We start from the raw sequence: 17,217 nt of genomic DNA, 5'->3' as shown, positions 1-17,217 counted from the left end.
GGATTGCTGGCGTCACGATTGTAGAGGCCGCGGGAAGCTTTGGCCCGTCATGAGTTCCTGCGGGAGTGGGCGCTGCCTCTGGCGCACACCGGCTGATCGTCAAAAGCGATTGCAATGCGCGGCTCCACCAATTCCGGCTTGCCGGTGTTTCCCTTCACGATCAATTGAGGACGGCGCTAATGGGACGGCTACCAAGTGCTCAAGGTTTGATCGTTCGCCAGAAACATATGAAATAGGTGATGTTGGCAGCGATTAGGGTACCCGCGGTCGCAACGGCGGCGCCATCGGCACCGTAAAGTGCCGAAAGGATGAAGGTTGCTGCGAAATTGAATACCGCGAAGCCCAGTGCCAGCTTGCCGTAGGTCCGCTCCTTGTCAACCATCATCAGTGCCGTGGCGCAAGGGCCCACGGCGGCAGAGATCAGGTAGCCGAGACCAAGGAGACGGAGGATAGCGGCCGCTCCAATAAACTCGTTGCCGAACCAGCCGAGCACAAGACTTGGCGCTGCCCAGAACGCCATGGCAAGCGGCAGTGCACCAGCGAGCGACAACAGACAAAGGCGCAAATATGACGTCCTCAGTTCCTCGAGGCGGCCATCGTTGAACATCACGCTAATCCACGGCGCCGCAACCGGCGTAATGATCCGCAGCATGAAGACGTTCATCAGCGCGAGCCGCGACGCGGCTTGATAAAGTCCCGCACCATGGTTGTCGCCGGTAAAGCCCAAGATCAGCACGGCGGTGCGTGATACGAGTTCGTCACTAAGACTGCCGACCAGCATGGCGGCGGCTGCAAAAGCCCATTCGCCCACACGCCATTCGGCTGCTGTCTTCCAGGTGCCGGGCGGCGAAAAATTCGCGACTGCAACCGCTGAAATCGCAAGGAGCGGAACGCAGCTGGCGCCATAATAGACCACCGCACGGCCTGGATCGTGGAGCCCCAGTGCCAACACCAAGCCAATGACGCCCATTGGCAGCATCAGGGTAGGCAAAGCCTCACCGAGGTCGCCCGCGTGGAAGCCGCGCAATAGGTAACGATTGAGTTCAAGCAGTGTCAGTGCTGTGGCAAGTAATGCCATATAGGCCGGAACCATGTTGCCCGCGATACCTGGCCACATGAAGCGTGCGAAGCCCAGCGCCCCGAGGAATACGGCGAGCCCGGCGATAGTCGTCGCATAAGCCTGCAGCAGCACCCCCTTGATGAGACCGAACTGTTGCGCGTTGGTATAAGCGCTCAGCAGCCGCGTCGAAGCGTTGAGCCAGCCCATCGGAGCAAGCCGCGCTGCGACTGTGGCGATCGCCAAGGCGACATTGAACGCGCCGTAATCCGCTGCGCCAAGTGACCGGGCCAAAACGATTTCGAGCGCGAACAGGGCAGCAACGCCGGCGCTGCGTACGAAGAGTACCCGCAGGATGCGCCCGTTCAACTTGCGGCGCAAAGCGGCGCCGGCATTGGCGGTCTCCGGCCACGCCGACGGGAGGAAGGTCATGACCGGGGACTCTGCAGCATCGGGGACTGCAGCGCCACCGTCCGGGCGGGTTGCAAGCTGGCTGCGAGAAACTCGCTGTAGGCGATGAAGAGGAAAATCAGTATCGAGGCGATCGCGGGTGCGTCAATATCCTCGAACACGAGCCACGCCCACAAAGTGATCTGAAGCGTCAACAACAGCCGGAGCTGCGTTCTGGCAACGACTGGCAGCCTCTTGGCGGCCGCCGCGAGACCGAGCCAGCGTATGATCGGAAGAACCAGCAGGTAGGCTGCCACCAGCGACAGACCGAGAACGCCTCCCTTTGTAAAAGCGGAGATGAAAGTCGAGTGCGAACCCAAGGCAATATGGCTGATTTCTTCGCGCGGCTTTATGCCGAGGCCGAAGACGGGATTGTTGTCGAGCGTTTCGACGACGGCTCGGACGTAGTTGTCGGTGCGGCTGTTGGTGCTGTATTCCCGATAAGTCGTGAGCGACGATAAGTCCGCGAGTAGCGGCAGGAGAAGGGCCGCGGCAACCGCCGCAATGCTTGCAAAGCGTCGAAATGGCGAACCGAAAGCTATTCCCGCCACCGCGAGCCCCGCCAACCAGCCTGCAAGAACTGAACGGCTTAACGAAATGGCGAGTGTTGCCGTGATGAGGCCCTCAAGCAATGGCGCGAGCTGGGCTCGCCGGCCTCCACGGTTATGCAGGTGCAGAAGCGCCAGGACACCGAGGATGGCGATGATGATGGCAGTGGCGTTTGGATAGGGGCCATAGATGCCGATGCGTGGCATCGGAGTTCCGTGCAAGCCCCAGTCGGCAATAGTGAGGGTGATTGTTGTGGACTGGCGGATGAGAGCAGCCGAATCTGGAATCCTGTTACCGGCGATGGCGCCAAAGAGACTTGGGAATTGCCAGTCGAATCGCCTGACTGCATAGGCGAACACGAAGGCGCCCCAGGTCAGGGGGATGAGAACCACAAAGCTCCAGAAGGCACGATGAAGAATGCGGCGGCGCCCATCGCCGGCATCTTTGAGGAGCGCGCGAAACTGCTGGACGATGATGAGGGCGCTCGCCCAGATTGCCGCATTGTAGATGGCCGCGGCGAATCTCAGCGGTTCCTGCGCGATGACGAAGCCATTGACGAATGCGGATCCGGTGAGCGCAACGATGACGAAGGCGAGCAGACAGTCCCCCAAAGTGAAATGCAGGTTTACCGAAGGGCGCATGATCAACAAGATGAGGGCGAGTAACATCGGCATCACGAAGCCGATGCCCAAGGCCCACCAAATCGGTAGCCCGAGCAGAAAAATCGAAAAAGCTGTTTCGGTAAGGTGAGCATAGCCCTTCTCCCGCCTGCGGCTGGCGGCAAAGAGGCGCGATGGGGCAGCATTCACGGACATCTTCAGGAGTCGATCCTTCCGCAACTCCGCCAGTTGCCTGGGCTTCCGCGCATTACACAGAACCATGCCGCCGCGGCACCTGGAGTAGGTGCATCGTTGTCGATGCGGAGGCCCGCAGGGTGCCACCCCAGTGACGGTGGAGCGCTTGCAAACTGAAAACTGTTGCCGGTGAAGCGGGGCCGGACCGCTGTTTCGTCCCAAGGCCGCAAGAAGGGAGTAACGGTTCCCGGGGCGGAGTTTCCAATGACTAGCGCTTCAAATTCGCCGCCCCCCGCCTTTCCGAAATCGAATGTGGAAAAGGCATGGGTGGCAGCGCCCCGCCTGACAATCGTGTTGCCGATGACGACGGCACGCGCTGTGGGCATCGATCCGCCCCGGAGGCTGATTGCCACATAATCATTTCCGGCAGTGGCCGCAACAGGGCGGCAGGCGATACGATTGGATGAGATAATGAGCGAGCCATCGGCGCCGTCGCCGAGCGCGACGACGGAGTTGCAAGATATGGCTGAGAGAACCCCTTCGCGCTCTCCCGCGCCGACGCCCCAACCATCAATGTAGCAACCTGAAATTTCCGTCTGGAAGGCATGCTCGAAGACCATGCCATTACGCCCCGCGCCGTTTAGGTGGCAACCGGTGGCGCGCCATCCTGCGGATCGGGTGATGTGAATGCCGTTACCACGGCAACCCAGAAGTGCTTCGGGGCCGACGGCGACGGTGCAATAGTCCAAGATGCCGTCAGTCGCCAATGGCGGCTCAGCCGCGCCTGTGGGGTCTCGGGCTCCCGGCAAAGCGCCGATCAGGATGCCGCCGAAATTCATCTCGCCATGTGGTCCTGTGAAACTGGCTCCGCCTACCCCCGCGCCCTTGACCCATACGCGACGGAGTAGGTTGTCGACGAGCGCAGCCATAAAGGTACCGTCGGGGCGCTGGGTATTAATCCACAGGCCAAAGCCGGTGGCGCTCCGGATCCAAATGTTATGAATGTCGAGCTGTTGATTGGCGAGCATAAGCCCGTGGACTGGAACACCGCCCTGCGCTGTTACGGCATCGACGTCGAAGTACAAGTCGCGCATGTGAAGGCGTCTTGCAAAATCTTGCCCCTCCACCCATTCACGGCTGACCAGCAATGCGGCAAGCGGCAGTGGAGCCACACCTTCAACGCTTGAATAGTGTAGGACATATGGCGTCTCAAATCCCTTCAGGGCCCGAAAACCGCTCAGCGGAGAATTGCCGTCCCCCGGCACTTCGCCAGCAAGCTCGATCGACTGCGGAACGGCGATTGGGCGGGCGAGACCGAACACGCGAGGCGGTACACGCAGCCGCGTGCCGGGCCTTTGCCCTGCCCAGTCAAGTGCTGCCTGCAGAGCCTCAGAGTCGTCGGTGACGCCATCGCCGCGCGCACCGAAATCGTCAAGCGACGGCAATTCCCGCAGTTTATCTTCAATGCGGCGCCTAACACTTCCCGGTGCCGCAAGACTGAATTCCGCGCCTGCGTCGGACGCATTGGCACTCACCCCCGCCGGCAGCGCAGCACCTGCTCCAGCAAGACCTGCAAGGAGGAAGCGCCTCCGGTTGGATGGCGCGGCACCTTGGTCTTCATCCCTCATAGAGTCTCCGGAAACGCTTTTGTGTGAGCAGGCCTGACGACTGGACTTGTTGGCCCCGGATTTCGACGCCGGTCATGACGGCAAAGACCAAACGGGTGGTGAGCCGCCGCAATACTCCGGCACCAGCCTCGGCGTCGGAGCGCTCGGTCCTGCCCCATTCCAGGGCGATGAGGACGCAATCCCCATGGCTTGCGAGGGCGTGGCAGTCGCTTACCCCTAGCAGCGGCGGCGCATTGACGATGATATATTTGTAGCGCTTGGCTAGCATCTTGATCAGCGTCACGATGTTGTTGTGGGGGGCAGAAACATGGGCGTCACTTTGGGGCTCGCCGTCGAGGGACAAGATGTCGAGGCCCGTTGCCTGATCGAGGGTCAGCGCCACGTCGATCGAGGTGTCGGAACTCAGATTTGAGCTCAACAGCTTGGTTGCTTCGGCCGGCACTTGCAGGCCAAAATCTCGCATTGGTACCGGTTGGTACTTGTCGAAATTCACCAGTACCGTGCGCCTGCCGGCCTGGGCAGAATAGACTGCGAGATCGACAGCGAGCTGCGCCTTTTCGCGACTCGGCAGGGGTGAGGTGACCACAATGGTCCTGGCCCGCGGTGAGGCAACGGCCAGTCGCGCCTCCAGAGCGCCAACCGCGTGGGCATAGAGGGAGTTCGCTTTCCGGGCGAGGGCCGAGCGGTGGCGGATCTGACCGGCGATGCGATCAGGCTTGGGCAGCAGAGCCAGGCAGGGCACCCCTAGCGCTTCCTCGACCTCGCGTGAACCGACGAGCCGCTTGTCCAAGGATTCGCGCGCAAGTGCTATCGCGGCCCCGAGCAGAGTCGATAGCACCCCAGCAGCAGCGGCGATGATGAAGACACTAAGGCTCGATGGCTTGATAGGAATCTCGGCCGGCGACATGACCCAAGCGCCCGCATCCGCAGAACCGAGCATTGCATCGGCTTGTTGTTCGGAGCGCAGCAGATCCTCATAGACCGAGCGCCTTGCTACGGCGTCGCGCTCAGCTACCTGCAATTGCACGGAGTAAATCTCGGCGCGTCCGTTTTGGTCTGCGGCTCCCTTTAACTGCTCTTCGAACGCTGCCGACCGCGCTGTGACCGCGGCGAGTTCGTTGCGAACGCCGGTGACGATGCGGTCAATCTCTTGGGAAATGCGCTGCCTGACGTCGGCAAGGTGGCCGTTCAGGATTGCAGTACGCGGGTTGTGGTCGTTGTAGATAGCTGAGTTCTCGGCAATCTGGCGCATCAGATCCAGTTCCTGCGTGCGCAATTGCGACACGGCTTGGGAGGCGAGAACCTCATTGATCGCGTTGGTAGAACCGCCGGACAACTTGATCTGATCGATGGCGGATAGTTTCGATCGGAGATTGGCTTCGTCAGCCTTCGACTCGATCAGCAGCTTATTTAGTTCTTGCATATCGGAATTTGCGAGCGTGACATTGCTGCTTGTCAATATCTGGCCCTTCGCACGCAGGTCAGCGACCCTGCCTTCGGCTTCTATCACCTGGCCCTTCTGGGCATCAAGCGACTTCAGGGCGCGTGCCCGCCAAGCACTGATGTCAGCATTTCTGCGGTCGAGAAGATTGGCCACGTAGAAGTTGGCCAGCTGATTTGCAATTGCTGCCGCCTTGCCGGGATCGATGGAAGTGAACGAAATTTGAATGACGCGTGACTCCGGGGGATTGGAGACGGCGAGGTTCCGCTGAAATATGTAAAGTGCATATCCGCGCAACTCTTCGGTGGCGCTCTCTTCCTCATCTTTGCTTGAGGACCGCGCAAGGAACCGGCCATGTGCGCTGATCTGGAATTCTGGATCATTGAGGAGGTCCAGTGCATCGATCGTCTGGTTGGCAAGAGGATTACCCAGCACAGTGTTGACCTGGGTCTGCATGAGTGAGGGATCCGGGGTGGGACTCTGTGTCTCAACAGGGGCGCCGGTGATGCTCTTGTTCGGGTCGACGACGACCAGCACCGTCGCCGTGTAGCTGGGGCCGCGCCATATGGCAAACGCGGCAGATGCCATGGTGATGACGAGCATCGTGGTGATGATGGTCCGAGTGCGCTTGCGCAAAATAGCCAAGAGGTCGCTGAATGTGGCTTCGCGACTTGTTTCGGCGATCGGGTTCTCATTGATCATGATACTTGATATCTCTCGGTCTTCTCGTCGTGATCGTTATTCTGAAGATCCGTTTCAAAGGCGCCTCCGGCCGCGCCAAAATGAAGGCAGGACGCGAGGGCGGTCGCGAATTCATTGCAGTTGCTCTCTTCACGGCCGGCAAACCTGGATTCAACAAACCACAAAAGTGAGCGCAGCAGACTGATCGCCGCGAGCGGCTGCGCATTGTCCGGATTGAAGCCCGTGCTTTGCAAGGCAGCGCGGCCAACGTGGATGATGCGCGGCATCAGCGGCAGCTTGGTCAAACGGCGCATTTCAATGAACATCACGAACTGCATGATATCGAGGCCGAGTGGAACTCCGATTTTGCCACGCTCCCAGTCCCACACGTTGAAACGGCCACCTCCAAGAACCTGGATATTCGGCGGGATCCAATCACCGTGGCTTACACCAAGCGGGAAGACGATCCCGCCCCAGCGCGCTTCCACGGTCTTCCAACCATGTTCGACAGCGGCGGCGACACTGGCAGACAGCAGAGGACTTGATTGGCTGGCCAATGTGCGAATCTCCTGCCAGAAGCGGGTCTCAGCCAGGGCTTTGGGTGGTGACGGCGCGAGGCTGGCGATGGCAGCAGCGGCCGGCAACATCGTGTGCACAATGGGGGACCGCCCCCGGCCGGGAAGCTGGTGGACGATCAGCGCCTCGAGACCGCGCCAGGGTCCGCTGCCGAGCACCGCCGGAATGGCCACGGCGCTCTCGCGGCAGAGCGGAGCCAGTTTTCTGAGAAATTGCGCTTCATGGCGAACCAGGCGGCGAGTCAACTCATCCCAGCCGAATTTCGCATAGGCCAAAACCTGGCCTCGCGGTGATACCGCTTGAATGACGGGCTTGCTATTGGGCCGGCCCGGGGCAAGCCTTAGACTCATCACGAAGTCCCCCGTTCCGAGCACATCCGCAAGAAAGCCGTGGACCGGAGTGTCTTTGGCTCCAAGCGAATCTGTGACGACGGAGACGCGATTGCCCCAGGACAACAGCGGCAGACCGAGACGGCTTTCGAATGACAACATCTGGGCGGCCAGGCGCGACACGCGCGAACCCGCTCCCTTCCCATACTGCGCGAGGACCGCAGTGCGGGCCTTAGCACCACCGGTGAGTGGGATAAGCACACGGGGATCATCGAGCCCGGGGAATACCGCATAGCGCTCAAGGACTTTGTAGCCGTTCTCCTTGCCTGCGGGGCTCATTTGGAGCATGCCAAACTGGCCGCCAGAGAGCACCTGCAAGGCGGAATCGAGGTGCCGCGGACAGGGCATTGGGTCCTGTGTGTTGCCATCCCGTAGATCGTGCACCAAGGATCCAACCCTTCTTTTTCACAAGACCGCCCAAACCGCATTGACCGCCTGTCTGGCCGTCTCTTCCAGAGGTCCGGTTGTGTCGATGGTGACGACAGGCGTCGATCCGAAATCCGTCTTACGTTCGAGTTCCCAATGCCGACGTACCGCGGCCTCGTCCGGTCCTCCTGCCTTGTCGCGTGTGGCATCGCGCGCGATGGCGATAGCGATCGGCGCTGTGAGTTTTATTACGAGATTGGGACGGGGTATCGCGGAGTAGCAGTAGCGTTCGTATTGCATCAACTTGCGCTTCAGCCATGAATCGCAACTGGCAAGGGCCACACTGTCGAAGCTGCTGCTGTCGATGGTGCCGGGCTGCAACGAGGGATATCGGTCAGATATGACAATTGCGCCCGCTGCCGCTTTGCGCAAAGCGCGCTGCAGCAGACGGCGGCGGTCGTGTGCGAGCAATGCCATCCGTGCGACATGGAAGAGGGAGAAATCGCGACGCTCGCGGCGCGCGGGGTCTTCATAGACCGCCATCCGTTCATGCGGCAGGAGGCGACGCGCCAGCGGAACGAACCAGTTCGGAATCCAGGAAATCAACGTTGGCGGCGGTTTGCCAGCGTGGATGCGGCAAACGTTTAGGTGCCGGCCGAGGCAGCGGGCGAGTTCATTCGCAGTCGTTGATTTGCCCGTCGCCTTGGGGCCCACCAGTGCCACAATGCCGCCGCCGCTCACGAGGTGCAAACTCTTCGCGCCACTCAGCCTGCCCCTGACGAAATCGCCAAAGCGCCAGAGCCGCGAGACAGCAGCGCCAAATGCTGAAAGCCGCCGCGTGCCGCGCAGCCGCCATGCGACTTTCCAGCCAAGCCGAATACGGAGGAAAATTGCTTCTTGTCTGGCGATAGCATTGACGAGATCGGAAAAGAGTTCAGCACCAATAACGGGAAACAGCCTGTCGCAAATGGCCGGGGGCGGCACGATGCTTCGACTGGCCGCCTGTTGTAGCCAGGCAAGTTCGTCGGCGTGTTTGCTGCGATGACGGTTTGATTTCAGTAATTCGATGGGACTCAGATGTTTCAGCGCGATCCTCAGCACAAAATAGACCAACTCGCAGGCCGCGTCCGGCACCTTCACCCCCAAGAGTTCACGGGTGTTGGCAAGGAGCTCGCCCTCGATCGGCATGCGGTAGTTCTTCACCAGGCTGTCGCCGCTATAGACTTCGTGGCAGACGTGAAGGTCGACAAGCTCGCCCGTGTGACCGTCAAGGCCAATCGCGTGAAATGTGCTGGGGTGGCCGCCTCCAAGAGCGGATTGCGCCAGTTTGAACCCCGAGACGCTCAGCACCCCTTGGAACTTCGCGGCCTGTCGGCGGTCCACAAGAATGTCAATGTCTTCCTCGCCGGCAAGGGTCGCTTCAAGACGGCAGTTGCTCTTCCAATGGCAATAGGAAATCCTTGCCGTGTCCAGTTCGCTGAAAAGTCTGCGGATTACGGCTTTCTCATTCTGACCTTTGCTTTCGAGGCTCAACGTCCCTGGAACTAGAACCTGATTCATAGCCATCCACACACTATAACTGAGTCTAAGACGTCAAACCGGCGATGGCGGTTCTGCAATCTACCACTGGCCCCAGTTGCTAGCATGGATCTGACAGCAGCGTTATTGGGCCTTGCGGGTTAGCCGGCTTACCTCCTTTGAGTGAGACCCATCGACCTTTTGCGCTCCCGCGGCACTCCCTGTGCGCTGGTAAAATCCCGCCAACTGCACAGCGCACCAACCGGCAAAGGGATTCGATGATGCGTGCGGACACCGTCAGTAAGTCGTCACGAATGCAAATGCGTGGGCGCACCGCTTCCCAGGCGCTACCCACGGAGATCATTGGTGGCGTGAGCATTGCCACCCTCAGCCGTGTTGAGACCGCAAGACTCGTGGTTGACATGGCCCTAAAGGCCAGGGGCAGCGGACTCGCCCCCTATATCTGTTCGTCAGTCAACGGACAGGTGTTGGCCGACCTATACGTTGGCCGGAACCGTCATCGCACACAGCAGCTCCTTGCGTGCACGCATGTTCTGAGCGCCGATGGCCAGCCGCTTGTCTTCGCTTCCCGGTTGCTGGGAAACGGCGCGCTGCGAGATCGCTCCGCGACCACGGATCTGTTCCACGATGTGGCGAAGCTCGCTGCCGCCGAAGGCGCGAGCTTCTACATGCTCGGCGCTTCGGAAGATGAGAATCGATCCGCTGTTGGCAATGTCCGCGCCCGCTATCCCGGCCTTCGAATTGTGGGACGGAGGAACGGCTACTTTGCGTCCACGGATGAAGAGCTGCTGGCAGTGCAGGAGATCAATGTCTTACGACCAGATATACTGTGGGTAGCGATGGGTTTTCCGCGCGAGCTCGAGTTCTGCCATCGCTGGCGACAAGAGCTGACCAATGTTGGCGTGATGAAGACCAGCGGCGGGTTGTTCAACTTTCTGTCCGGCGCCCACAGGCGGGCACCACAATGGATGCAGTCGGCCGGTCTCGAGTGGGCGCACCGGCTGTATCTCGAACCAAGGCGCCTGTTGGTCCGCTACGCCACGACCAACCTAATCGCCACTTGGGCTCTGCTCAGCAAGACCAGGCACACCTCGCAGTAGGCGCTCTTTCCGTCTCCAGCCCCTCGGTGCGCGCTCGCGACAACGGGACCTTTTGGCGGCTTCCGTCCAACGCAAGCGCTTAGCTGATAGCGCCTGTCTTGAAGGTCCAAGGCTTGGGTCGCGTCGATTTCGAATGCGGGCCAGCCGTGCGATGCGGGTCAAGGTCCGGGAGGGAATCCAGGCTTCGACGTGGTCGTCACTCATCCATTCCATCCGTTGGGCGGGCAGAACTTTGCCGTGGTCGGTGAGCATGATCACTGACGGCATCCGCCACCTCTTTATACGGCAGCCGCACAGCGGACCTTCCATCTTCCGGACTGGATGGCCGCCGCAACTGGAAGGACTGGGAGGTTTCGATCCGCGGCCATCATGAGGCATATATTTCCTGGGAGGAGTTCGAGAGGAATCAGCACCCGATCGCCCACAACGCCAACGGCAAGACCTACCTCGGGGGGCGACCAATTTGGCGATCGGCACAGTGTCGATGACGTCGCCGACGAAAATCGAGTGAGCCTAAACGGCCTGCTGAGATCTCTTGTCGTTCGCTTCACCTATATTTACGACTTCAGAGACAACTGGCAGCGCATTCGAAAGAAGCGAGCCGGCGGTCGAGGAGGAAGTCTATCCGGTCTGTATCGCGGGTAAGCGCAATTGTCCGCCGGAAGATTGCGGCGGCGTCTGGGGTTGTCAGGAAATTGCTGGCCATCCTGGCGGATCCTAGCCATCCCCAACACGCCGAACGCGTCGAAGAGTTCGGCGACGAGTTCGATCCGGACGAATTTGTCCTTGACGTCACAGATGCCGCACTTGCCTCTCGGTTCAGGATGAAAATAGCGGCAGCCCGATAAGCCACTCTGCCGCCAAACCTCGGAAGGGGAGTAATTACTCTGGGCAGTGAATTGTTTGCAAAAGTCGTTTAGGCCATTACTCCGTCGTAGGTATGTGGTATACTCCGTTGTGGGTAAGCGGCATGCTCCGTTGTGGGTAGCTGGTATTAAAGTGCGTCGCGCTGAAACGGATCCAAGCGATGCGCCTTAAGCCTTTGTTTTGATGCGTGTCGTTGTCCCAGAACGGCTGCACACTTCTGAGCGACAAACACTAGTATTGCAAGACTTGCAGAGATACGAGAGTTGGAGATGAGTTCCTCACATGCATTCAAGGGGATAGCCATTGGGCTCTTGCTGTCGATCCCATTGTGGATGGCAATCTCTTACGCCTATTTCAATATATTGAGCCGCGACAATACGGTTCAGGTAATACGCCCCCACAATCAGGCGACCGATCAAGTCGAAAAGATCGCGACTAAGCGGGACGGCAAAGACGTGAAACCGTCTACAGCGGTGCAGCCCTAGAGCCGCACGGCTCGAGCTATTCCAATTGGCTGATTATGCGCCTCACAATACTCCGAAAGAGGTAGACCGGTTTAATCCGATGCGCACTACCTCACCCGCGGCTGGTGTTGATAAACTCACCCTCAAGTAATCTCGCCGTCACAATCAGGCATTGACGCCGTGGCCTGTCGCTCGTTCTGATTGTTTGGAGCTGCTCTGTTGGAAACGGGTGAGTTCATGCATCGCAATGTTCCGCTTTATGTTTCACTGACCGCTGCTATGGCTTTGACTGTGGCGGCGGCGCGGGCCGAGGATGGCCTCAACTTAACGATCAGCCCGCAGGATAAGCTGAGCGTTCGCGTCTATGACTGGCAGCAGGCGGATGGGACATTGCGCGAGTGGCCTGCATTCAATGGAGAGTTCGTTGTCGGAAGCAATGGGCGGGTGGAGTTGCCGCTGATCGGGCTCGTCGATGCGGCGTCGCGCAGCGCGCCGGAAATCGCCGCCGATGTTGCGAACAGACTGCAGGCCCAAGTCGGCCTCATCGCCAAGCCCAGTGTCATCGTCGATGTTGCAGAGTACCGGCCCTATTACGTTATGGGCGATGTCGATCACCCCGGTGAATTTGCGTTCAAACCGGGGCTCACGGCATTGAAGGCCTACAGTATCGCCGGCGGGTCCCGGTTGATGCAGGGGGCAACGGTGTGGCAGCCGGCGCACGACCTCCTTTCGGCGGCGGGCGATGCGCGTACGCTGTCGCAAAGAATCGACGAACTCAAGGCAAAACGTGCGCGGCTTGGCGCTGAACTTGCGGGTGAGTCCGCAGTCTCCTTCCCACCCGAACTCGGTGCAAACTCGAAATCTCTCGTGGAAAGAGAGCGCCAGCTTTTTGAAGAGCGGCGCAACGCATTGCGCCAGGGTCTCAACTCACTTGCGAGCCAGAAGGCGCTGAACGAAGAGGAGGTGAAGGCACTTCAAGGGCGCATTGACGTGAACGCAGATCAGTCTCAAAGGATTGAGGCCCAAGTCGAACGCACGAAGGGCTTGGTCCAGAACGGCCTGATCACGGCGGCACAGATCTTGACTCTCCAGCAAGCACACACTGAGTTGCAGTCGCAGCAGCTTGATATCAATGGCCGCATCTTCATTGTGCGCGAACAGATCTCCAAAATCGAGAAGGACATGTTCGACTTGCAATCCTCCAAGCAGCAGGAAGTTCTCGCAGATATGCAGGCGACAGAGGCAAGCCTGCATGAGGCCGTGAACCGCATCCAGACGCTCAGCGACATTATGGGCCAAGCGCAGGCAGCAATCGCTAACCCATTGCACACGGCAAGCGCTATTCGATTCACGATCAGACGCAGGCAGAGTATCCTCACGTTTGATGACGGCCGCGACCCTCCAATCGAACCGGGCGACATTGTCACAGTCGAGCGGACCGTCAGCCAGACGGCCGACGGTCCGCAGTCGGCGGCAGAGACAGCGATCGTCCGGGCGGATGGGAAAAGCCCAGCTGACGTGCAATGAGTGAGAAGACCAAGGACGTCGCGTTGTTTTCTCTCGCGCGAAGCCTAGGCCTTTTGACGTACTGGTTTATTTTTCTGCAATCTGTAAAGTAATTTTCCAGAAATAGAGGGCCTTGACATGGCGATCGAAAATAAACCTTCGGAAGGGAAACCGGAGATTCTCGTTTCCGAAGCTCAGGCGCGTCGTGACTTTCTCAAGAAGGCGGGACGCTTCGCGGCGGTCACCCCGCCAGCCATCACGCTTCTGCTCGGCACGAGCTTGAACTCCAGGGCAATCGCCAAATCGGGCGGATGGCCGGGCAACGGCTGGGGGGACAAGAACCACATTCACATCGGCCCTCCCGGCCAAACCGGAAAATAGTGGTTCGAGAAATTTAGGCCTTTGTTCGACAGCATTTGAAATGCCCGGGCCGCTCGCTCGATCAGCCCGGGCTTTTTTGCTGGGCGCTGATCTGGCCCATCCGCATGCGCGGACCTTCCACCATCCCGAGCATCTCGGAGCTCGACACGTTGTAGAGCGCGTCGTTTGGGATCTGGCCGAGGTCGAGGCCTGGTTGCGTGCTCGCCGGGCGGTACCTATCAGGCGCGCCAAGCTCGCGATGCAAGTTTGCGAAAGACCGGTCCTGTCAAAGCGCTGGATCGGGCTCAAAGGCCGTCATCGTCGGGGCATTAGCGCGATGGAGCGTCTTCTCCCCTCGACCCAAGCTTCGACCACGTCTGACCACTGCTGCATCATGTGGCGACGCTGGATCTCGTATTCCGCCTTGTTGTAGACGCCGCGAGAAGAGCGCCCAAAATACTTCTTGCCGCTGCCCAAACACCGGCATCAAGACCGTCAAAACGTTATGCTTTTGATTTTAAATGGAAAATCGACTCGAGAATATTTTCGACGTTTCACCAACTATCGAGACCAATCGGACGATTTCTCGCAGCTTGCGGCGTCCGATAGCGTGGTCTTTCAAAGTACCGTCACCGTGCCAACAGCGGCGAGGAGCTTTTGAGCCCGTGGCCTGCACCCCCTTGGCCGGCGGTCGATCCAGGGTCATTGTGTGGCGAGTAAGCATTCACTAGTCTTTCGGCTGGGCCGAGGATCGCACGCATGACGCCGAAACTGAACCGCTGGAAGCGCTTCGCCGACTGGGACGAGCGCCCGTTGCGTCTGGACAAGTTTGCGGCGGAAGATCCTGCCAACGGCTTCTCCGCTTTCTCCAGTCCGGCCGATCCCCAGCCTGGCATCGGCATCAAGGACGGGCGCGTCGTATCCCTCGATGGGGTGCTCGAACACGACTACGACATGATCGACCGCTTCATTGCCCGCCATCACATCGACCCGGAAGTGGCGCCCGAAGCGATGGCCCTGGAGTCAGCGACCATTGCGCGCTGGCTGGTCGACATGAACGTTCCGCGCGAAAAGCTCGTGCGGCTCGCCCACGGCATGACGCCTGCGAAACTCGCTGAGGTCGTGTCGCAGCTCAACGCGCTGGAGATCGCCTTCGCCTACTCGAAGATGCGAGCCCGCAAGACGCCAGGCAACCAGGCGCATGTAACCAACGCCAAGGACGACCCGCTCCAGCTCGCCGCAGACGCCGCAACCGCCGTCGCCTTTGGCTTCGACGAGATCGAGACAACGATGCGTGTGTCGCGCAACGCCTGGTCCAACGCGGTGGCGTGCGCGGTAGGCGGCGCGGTCGGTCGCTGGGGAACGCTGTTCCAATGCTCCAGTGAGGAGGCCGAAGAGCTGCGCATCGCCATGGCCGGCTTTACCTCCTACGCCGAAACCGTTTCCGTCTACGGTACTGAAAAGTCGTTCACCGATGGCGACGACACGCCGTGGTCCAAGGCATTTCTCGCCGCCGCCTACGCCTCGCGCGGCGTCAAGATGCGCTGTACGTCGGGTGCCGGCTCCGAATTGCTGATGGGCTTCCATGAAGCAAAATCGCTGCTCTACCTTGAGGCGCGCTGCCTTTGCCTGCAGCGCGGCATGGGGGTGCAAGGCACGCAAAATGGCGGTATCGACGGAGCGCCTTTGACCGCCACTATACCCGGCGGTGTTCGCGAGCTGATGGCCGAGAACCTCATCGCCGTCTGGCTCGATCTCGAATGCGCCTCGGGCAATGACGCGCGCTCGACCGAATCGGAAATTCGCGTCGGCGCCAAGATCCTTCCCTACCTGATTGCCGGCTCGGATCTGATCTGCTCCGGCATGGGGTCGATCCTGAAATACGACAATTCGTTCAACCCGTCGCTGATCAACGGCGAGGAACTGGAAGATTATCTTGTGCTGCAGCGCGATTTCGAGGCCGATGGCGGGCTGACGCCGCTGCCCGAGTCGCGCGCGATCGAGCTGCGCGAGCGGGCGGTGGAAGCGATCGCCGCCGTGTTCGAGGAACTCGACCTTTCCTCACCGACCGAGGACATGAAGAGCAGCGTGGTCTACGCTTCCGGTTCCGACGACACGCGCAGCCTGATGCCACGCGACGTCAGCTTTATCAGCGAAGCCATCAAGGAGCGCGGCATCACCGTGATCGACGTCGTCAAGGCGCTGGCCAAGCGTGGGTTCCGAGAAGAGGCGGAGAACCTCCTCAACGTGGTCAAGCTGCGCCTCTCCGGTGACTATCTGCAGACCTCAGCCATGATCCGCGAGGGGCGGATCGTGAGTGCGGTCAACGATCCGAACGACTATCTCGGTCCCGGCTCCGGCTATCGCGTGTCCGAAGAACGGCGCCTGCAGCTCAATGACATCCGAGATGTGCTGGACCAGAAGGAAGTGCTGCGCTCGGAAGCCCTGCACGAGAAGGACGAGGCAAGGCACATCCGCTATCGCAACCTTGGGCCGGCAACGAACGGGCCAGCAAACGACGACGTGGTGATCGGCATCAGCCCGGCCTTCGGCTTGAAGCTTTACCGAACGACGGCCGGACATCGGCTGTCCGAGGTGCTTGGCGCCATGCTGGATGCGATCCGCGCACGCGGGCTCAAGGCGCGCGTCGTTCGCTTTCGCCATACGGCCGATACGTCCTTCCTCGGCCTGTCCGCTGCGCGGCTTGCCGGCAGCGGCATCGGCATCGGCATCCAGGCCAAGGGCACGGCCGTCATTCACCAGCGTGACCGCCAGCCGCACAACAACCTCGAACTGTTTTCCAATGCGCCGATCACCAGGCTTGAGCACTATCGCGCGCTGGGTGCCAATGCGGCGGCCTATGCGCTGGGCGAAATGCCAGAGCCCATCGTTGTGCCGCAGCGGGGCGAGGCCATGGGGTCTCGCTACCACGCCCGCGTCGCCCTGATCTACGCCATCGAAACCGGACTGACGGAGGCCGGTGCGGCTCCCGAAGAGGTCGACGTCACCCTGACGGAGGTGAAATCGTGACCCTCACGCGCGCCGACTATCCGCTCGCCGAAACACAGCCCGGCACTGTTGCGGGCAAGCGCGGCAAGTCGCTTCCTGAGATAACGCTGGATTCGGTGCTTGCGGGCGACGTGACGATGGAAGACCTTCGCATCACACCACAAGCGCTGCAGGCACAGGCCGACATCGCGCGCGATGTCGGCCGGCCGACACTGGCACTCAACTTCGAGCGTGGGGCAGAGCTTGTCGAGGTGCCGCAGGATTTCATCATGCAGGTCTATGAACTTCTGCGCCCCGGACGCGCCAAGTCCAAGGAAGAATTGCTCGAGGCCGCCGCCACGATGCGCGGCACCTATCAGGCCGAACGCATCGCCCGTTTCATCGAAGAAGCCGCCGAGACCTACGCGGCGCGCGGCCTTTTCACGTTCCGCTTCTGAAAGA

At 60.2% G+C, this 17,217-nt stretch carries 11 protein-coding genes and 1 pseudogene; 5 read left to right on the top strand and 7 right to left on the bottom strand.

Features of this window, described 5'->3' with window-relative positions; all coding sequences use genetic code 11:
* Positions 1–199: 199 nt before the first annotated feature.
* The 6 genes from EN862_RS11175 to EN862_RS11150 all read right to left on the bottom strand — a co-directional run bounded on the left by EN862_RS11175 (position 200) and on the right by EN862_RS11150 (position 9,464).
* Positions 200–1,489, bottom strand: a complete 1,290-nt coding sequence (locus EN862_RS11175; protein ID WP_127866852.1) for a lipopolysaccharide biosynthesis protein — start codon at positions 1,487–1,489, stop codon at positions 200–202.
* Positions 1,486–2,865: an O-antigen ligase family protein gene (locus EN862_RS11170; protein ID WP_210235660.1), complete on the bottom strand. Its 1,380-nt coding sequence runs from the start codon at positions 2,863–2,865 to the stop codon at positions 1,486–1,488. The genes EN862_RS11175 and EN862_RS11170 overlap by 4 nt, the downstream gene beginning before the upstream one ends.
* A gap of 8 nt (positions 2,866–2,873) precedes the next feature.
* Positions 2,874–4,478, bottom strand: coding sequence for a right-handed parallel beta-helix repeat-containing protein (locus tag EN862_RS11165; protein ID WP_127866850.1), 1,605 nt, complete (start codon positions 4,476–4,478; stop codon positions 2,874–2,876).
* Complete coding sequence (locus EN862_RS11160; protein ID WP_127866849.1) at positions 4,468–6,621, bottom strand: exopolysaccharide transport family protein; 2,154 nt, start codon at positions 6,619–6,621, stop codon at positions 4,468–4,470. Before EN862_RS11160 ends, EN862_RS11165 begins: the two co-directional genes overlap by 11 nt.
* The gene (locus EN862_RS11155) at positions 6,618–7,883 is read right to left on the bottom strand and encodes a phosphotransferase (RefSeq protein ID WP_189402016.1); all 1,266 of its coding nucleotides are present in this window, start codon (positions 7,881–7,883) and stop codon (positions 6,618–6,620) included. Before EN862_RS11155 ends, EN862_RS11160 begins: the two co-directional genes overlap by 4 nt.
* An 87-nt stretch (positions 7,884–7,970) precedes the next feature.
* Positions 7,971–9,464, bottom strand: coding sequence for a hypothetical protein (locus EN862_RS11150; protein WP_127866847.1), 1,494 nt, complete (start codon positions 9,462–9,464; stop codon positions 7,971–7,973).
* A gap of 266 nt (positions 9,465–9,730) precedes the next feature.
* On the opposite strand from EN862_RS11150, the gene EN862_RS11145 reads away from it, so the two are divergent.
* From EN862_RS11145 to EN862_RS11130, 3 genes are all read left to right on the top strand, one after another.
* The gene (locus EN862_RS11145) at positions 9,731–10,570 is read left to right on the top strand and encodes a WecB/TagA/CpsF family glycosyltransferase (RefSeq protein ID WP_127867269.1); all 840 of its coding nucleotides are present in this window, start codon (positions 9,731–9,733) and stop codon (positions 10,568–10,570) included.
* Between the two features lie 1,550 nt (positions 10,571–12,120).
* A complete protein-coding gene (locus EN862_RS11135; RefSeq protein ID WP_127866845.1) occupies positions 12,121–13,428 on the top strand; it encodes a polysaccharide biosynthesis/export family protein in 1,308 nt (435 codons plus the stop codon).
* Positions 13,429–13,545: 117 nt separating this feature from the next.
* Complete coding sequence (locus EN862_RS11130) at positions 13,546–13,788, top strand: hypothetical protein (RefSeq protein ID WP_127866844.1); 243 nt, start codon at positions 13,546–13,548, stop codon at positions 13,786–13,788.
* A gap of 294 nt (positions 13,789–14,082) precedes the next feature.
* On the opposite strand, the pseudogene EN862_RS36820 reads toward EN862_RS11130, so the two are convergent.
* Positions 14,083–14,220, bottom strand: a pseudogene (locus EN862_RS36820) (integrase); the annotation flags it as partial.
* Positions 14,221–14,526: 306 nt separating this feature from the next.
* Between EN862_RS36820 and EN862_RS11115 the strand changes: the two are divergent.
* Both EN862_RS11115 and EN862_RS11110 read left to right on the top strand, forming a co-directional pair.
* Positions 14,527–16,797: a propanediol/glycerol family dehydratase large subunit gene (locus EN862_RS11115; RefSeq protein WP_127868497.1), complete on the top strand. Its 2,271-nt coding sequence runs from the start codon at positions 14,527–14,529 to the stop codon at positions 16,795–16,797.
* On the top strand, positions 16,794–17,213 hold the full coding sequence (locus EN862_RS11110; RefSeq protein ID WP_127868496.1) for a diol dehydratase small subunit: 420 nt from the start codon (positions 16,794–16,796) through the stop codon (positions 17,211–17,213). The genes EN862_RS11115 and EN862_RS11110 overlap by 4 nt, the downstream gene beginning before the upstream one ends.
* The last annotated feature ends 4 nt before the right edge of the window (positions 17,214–17,217 follow it).

The sequence above is a fragment of the Mesorhizobium sp. M2E.F.Ca.ET.219.01.1.1 genome (assembly GCF_004016445.2).
GTDB lineage: Bacteria > Pseudomonadota > Alphaproteobacteria > Rhizobiales > Rhizobiaceae > Mesorhizobium.
This window is presented reverse-complemented; position numbering and strand designations above follow the sequence as displayed.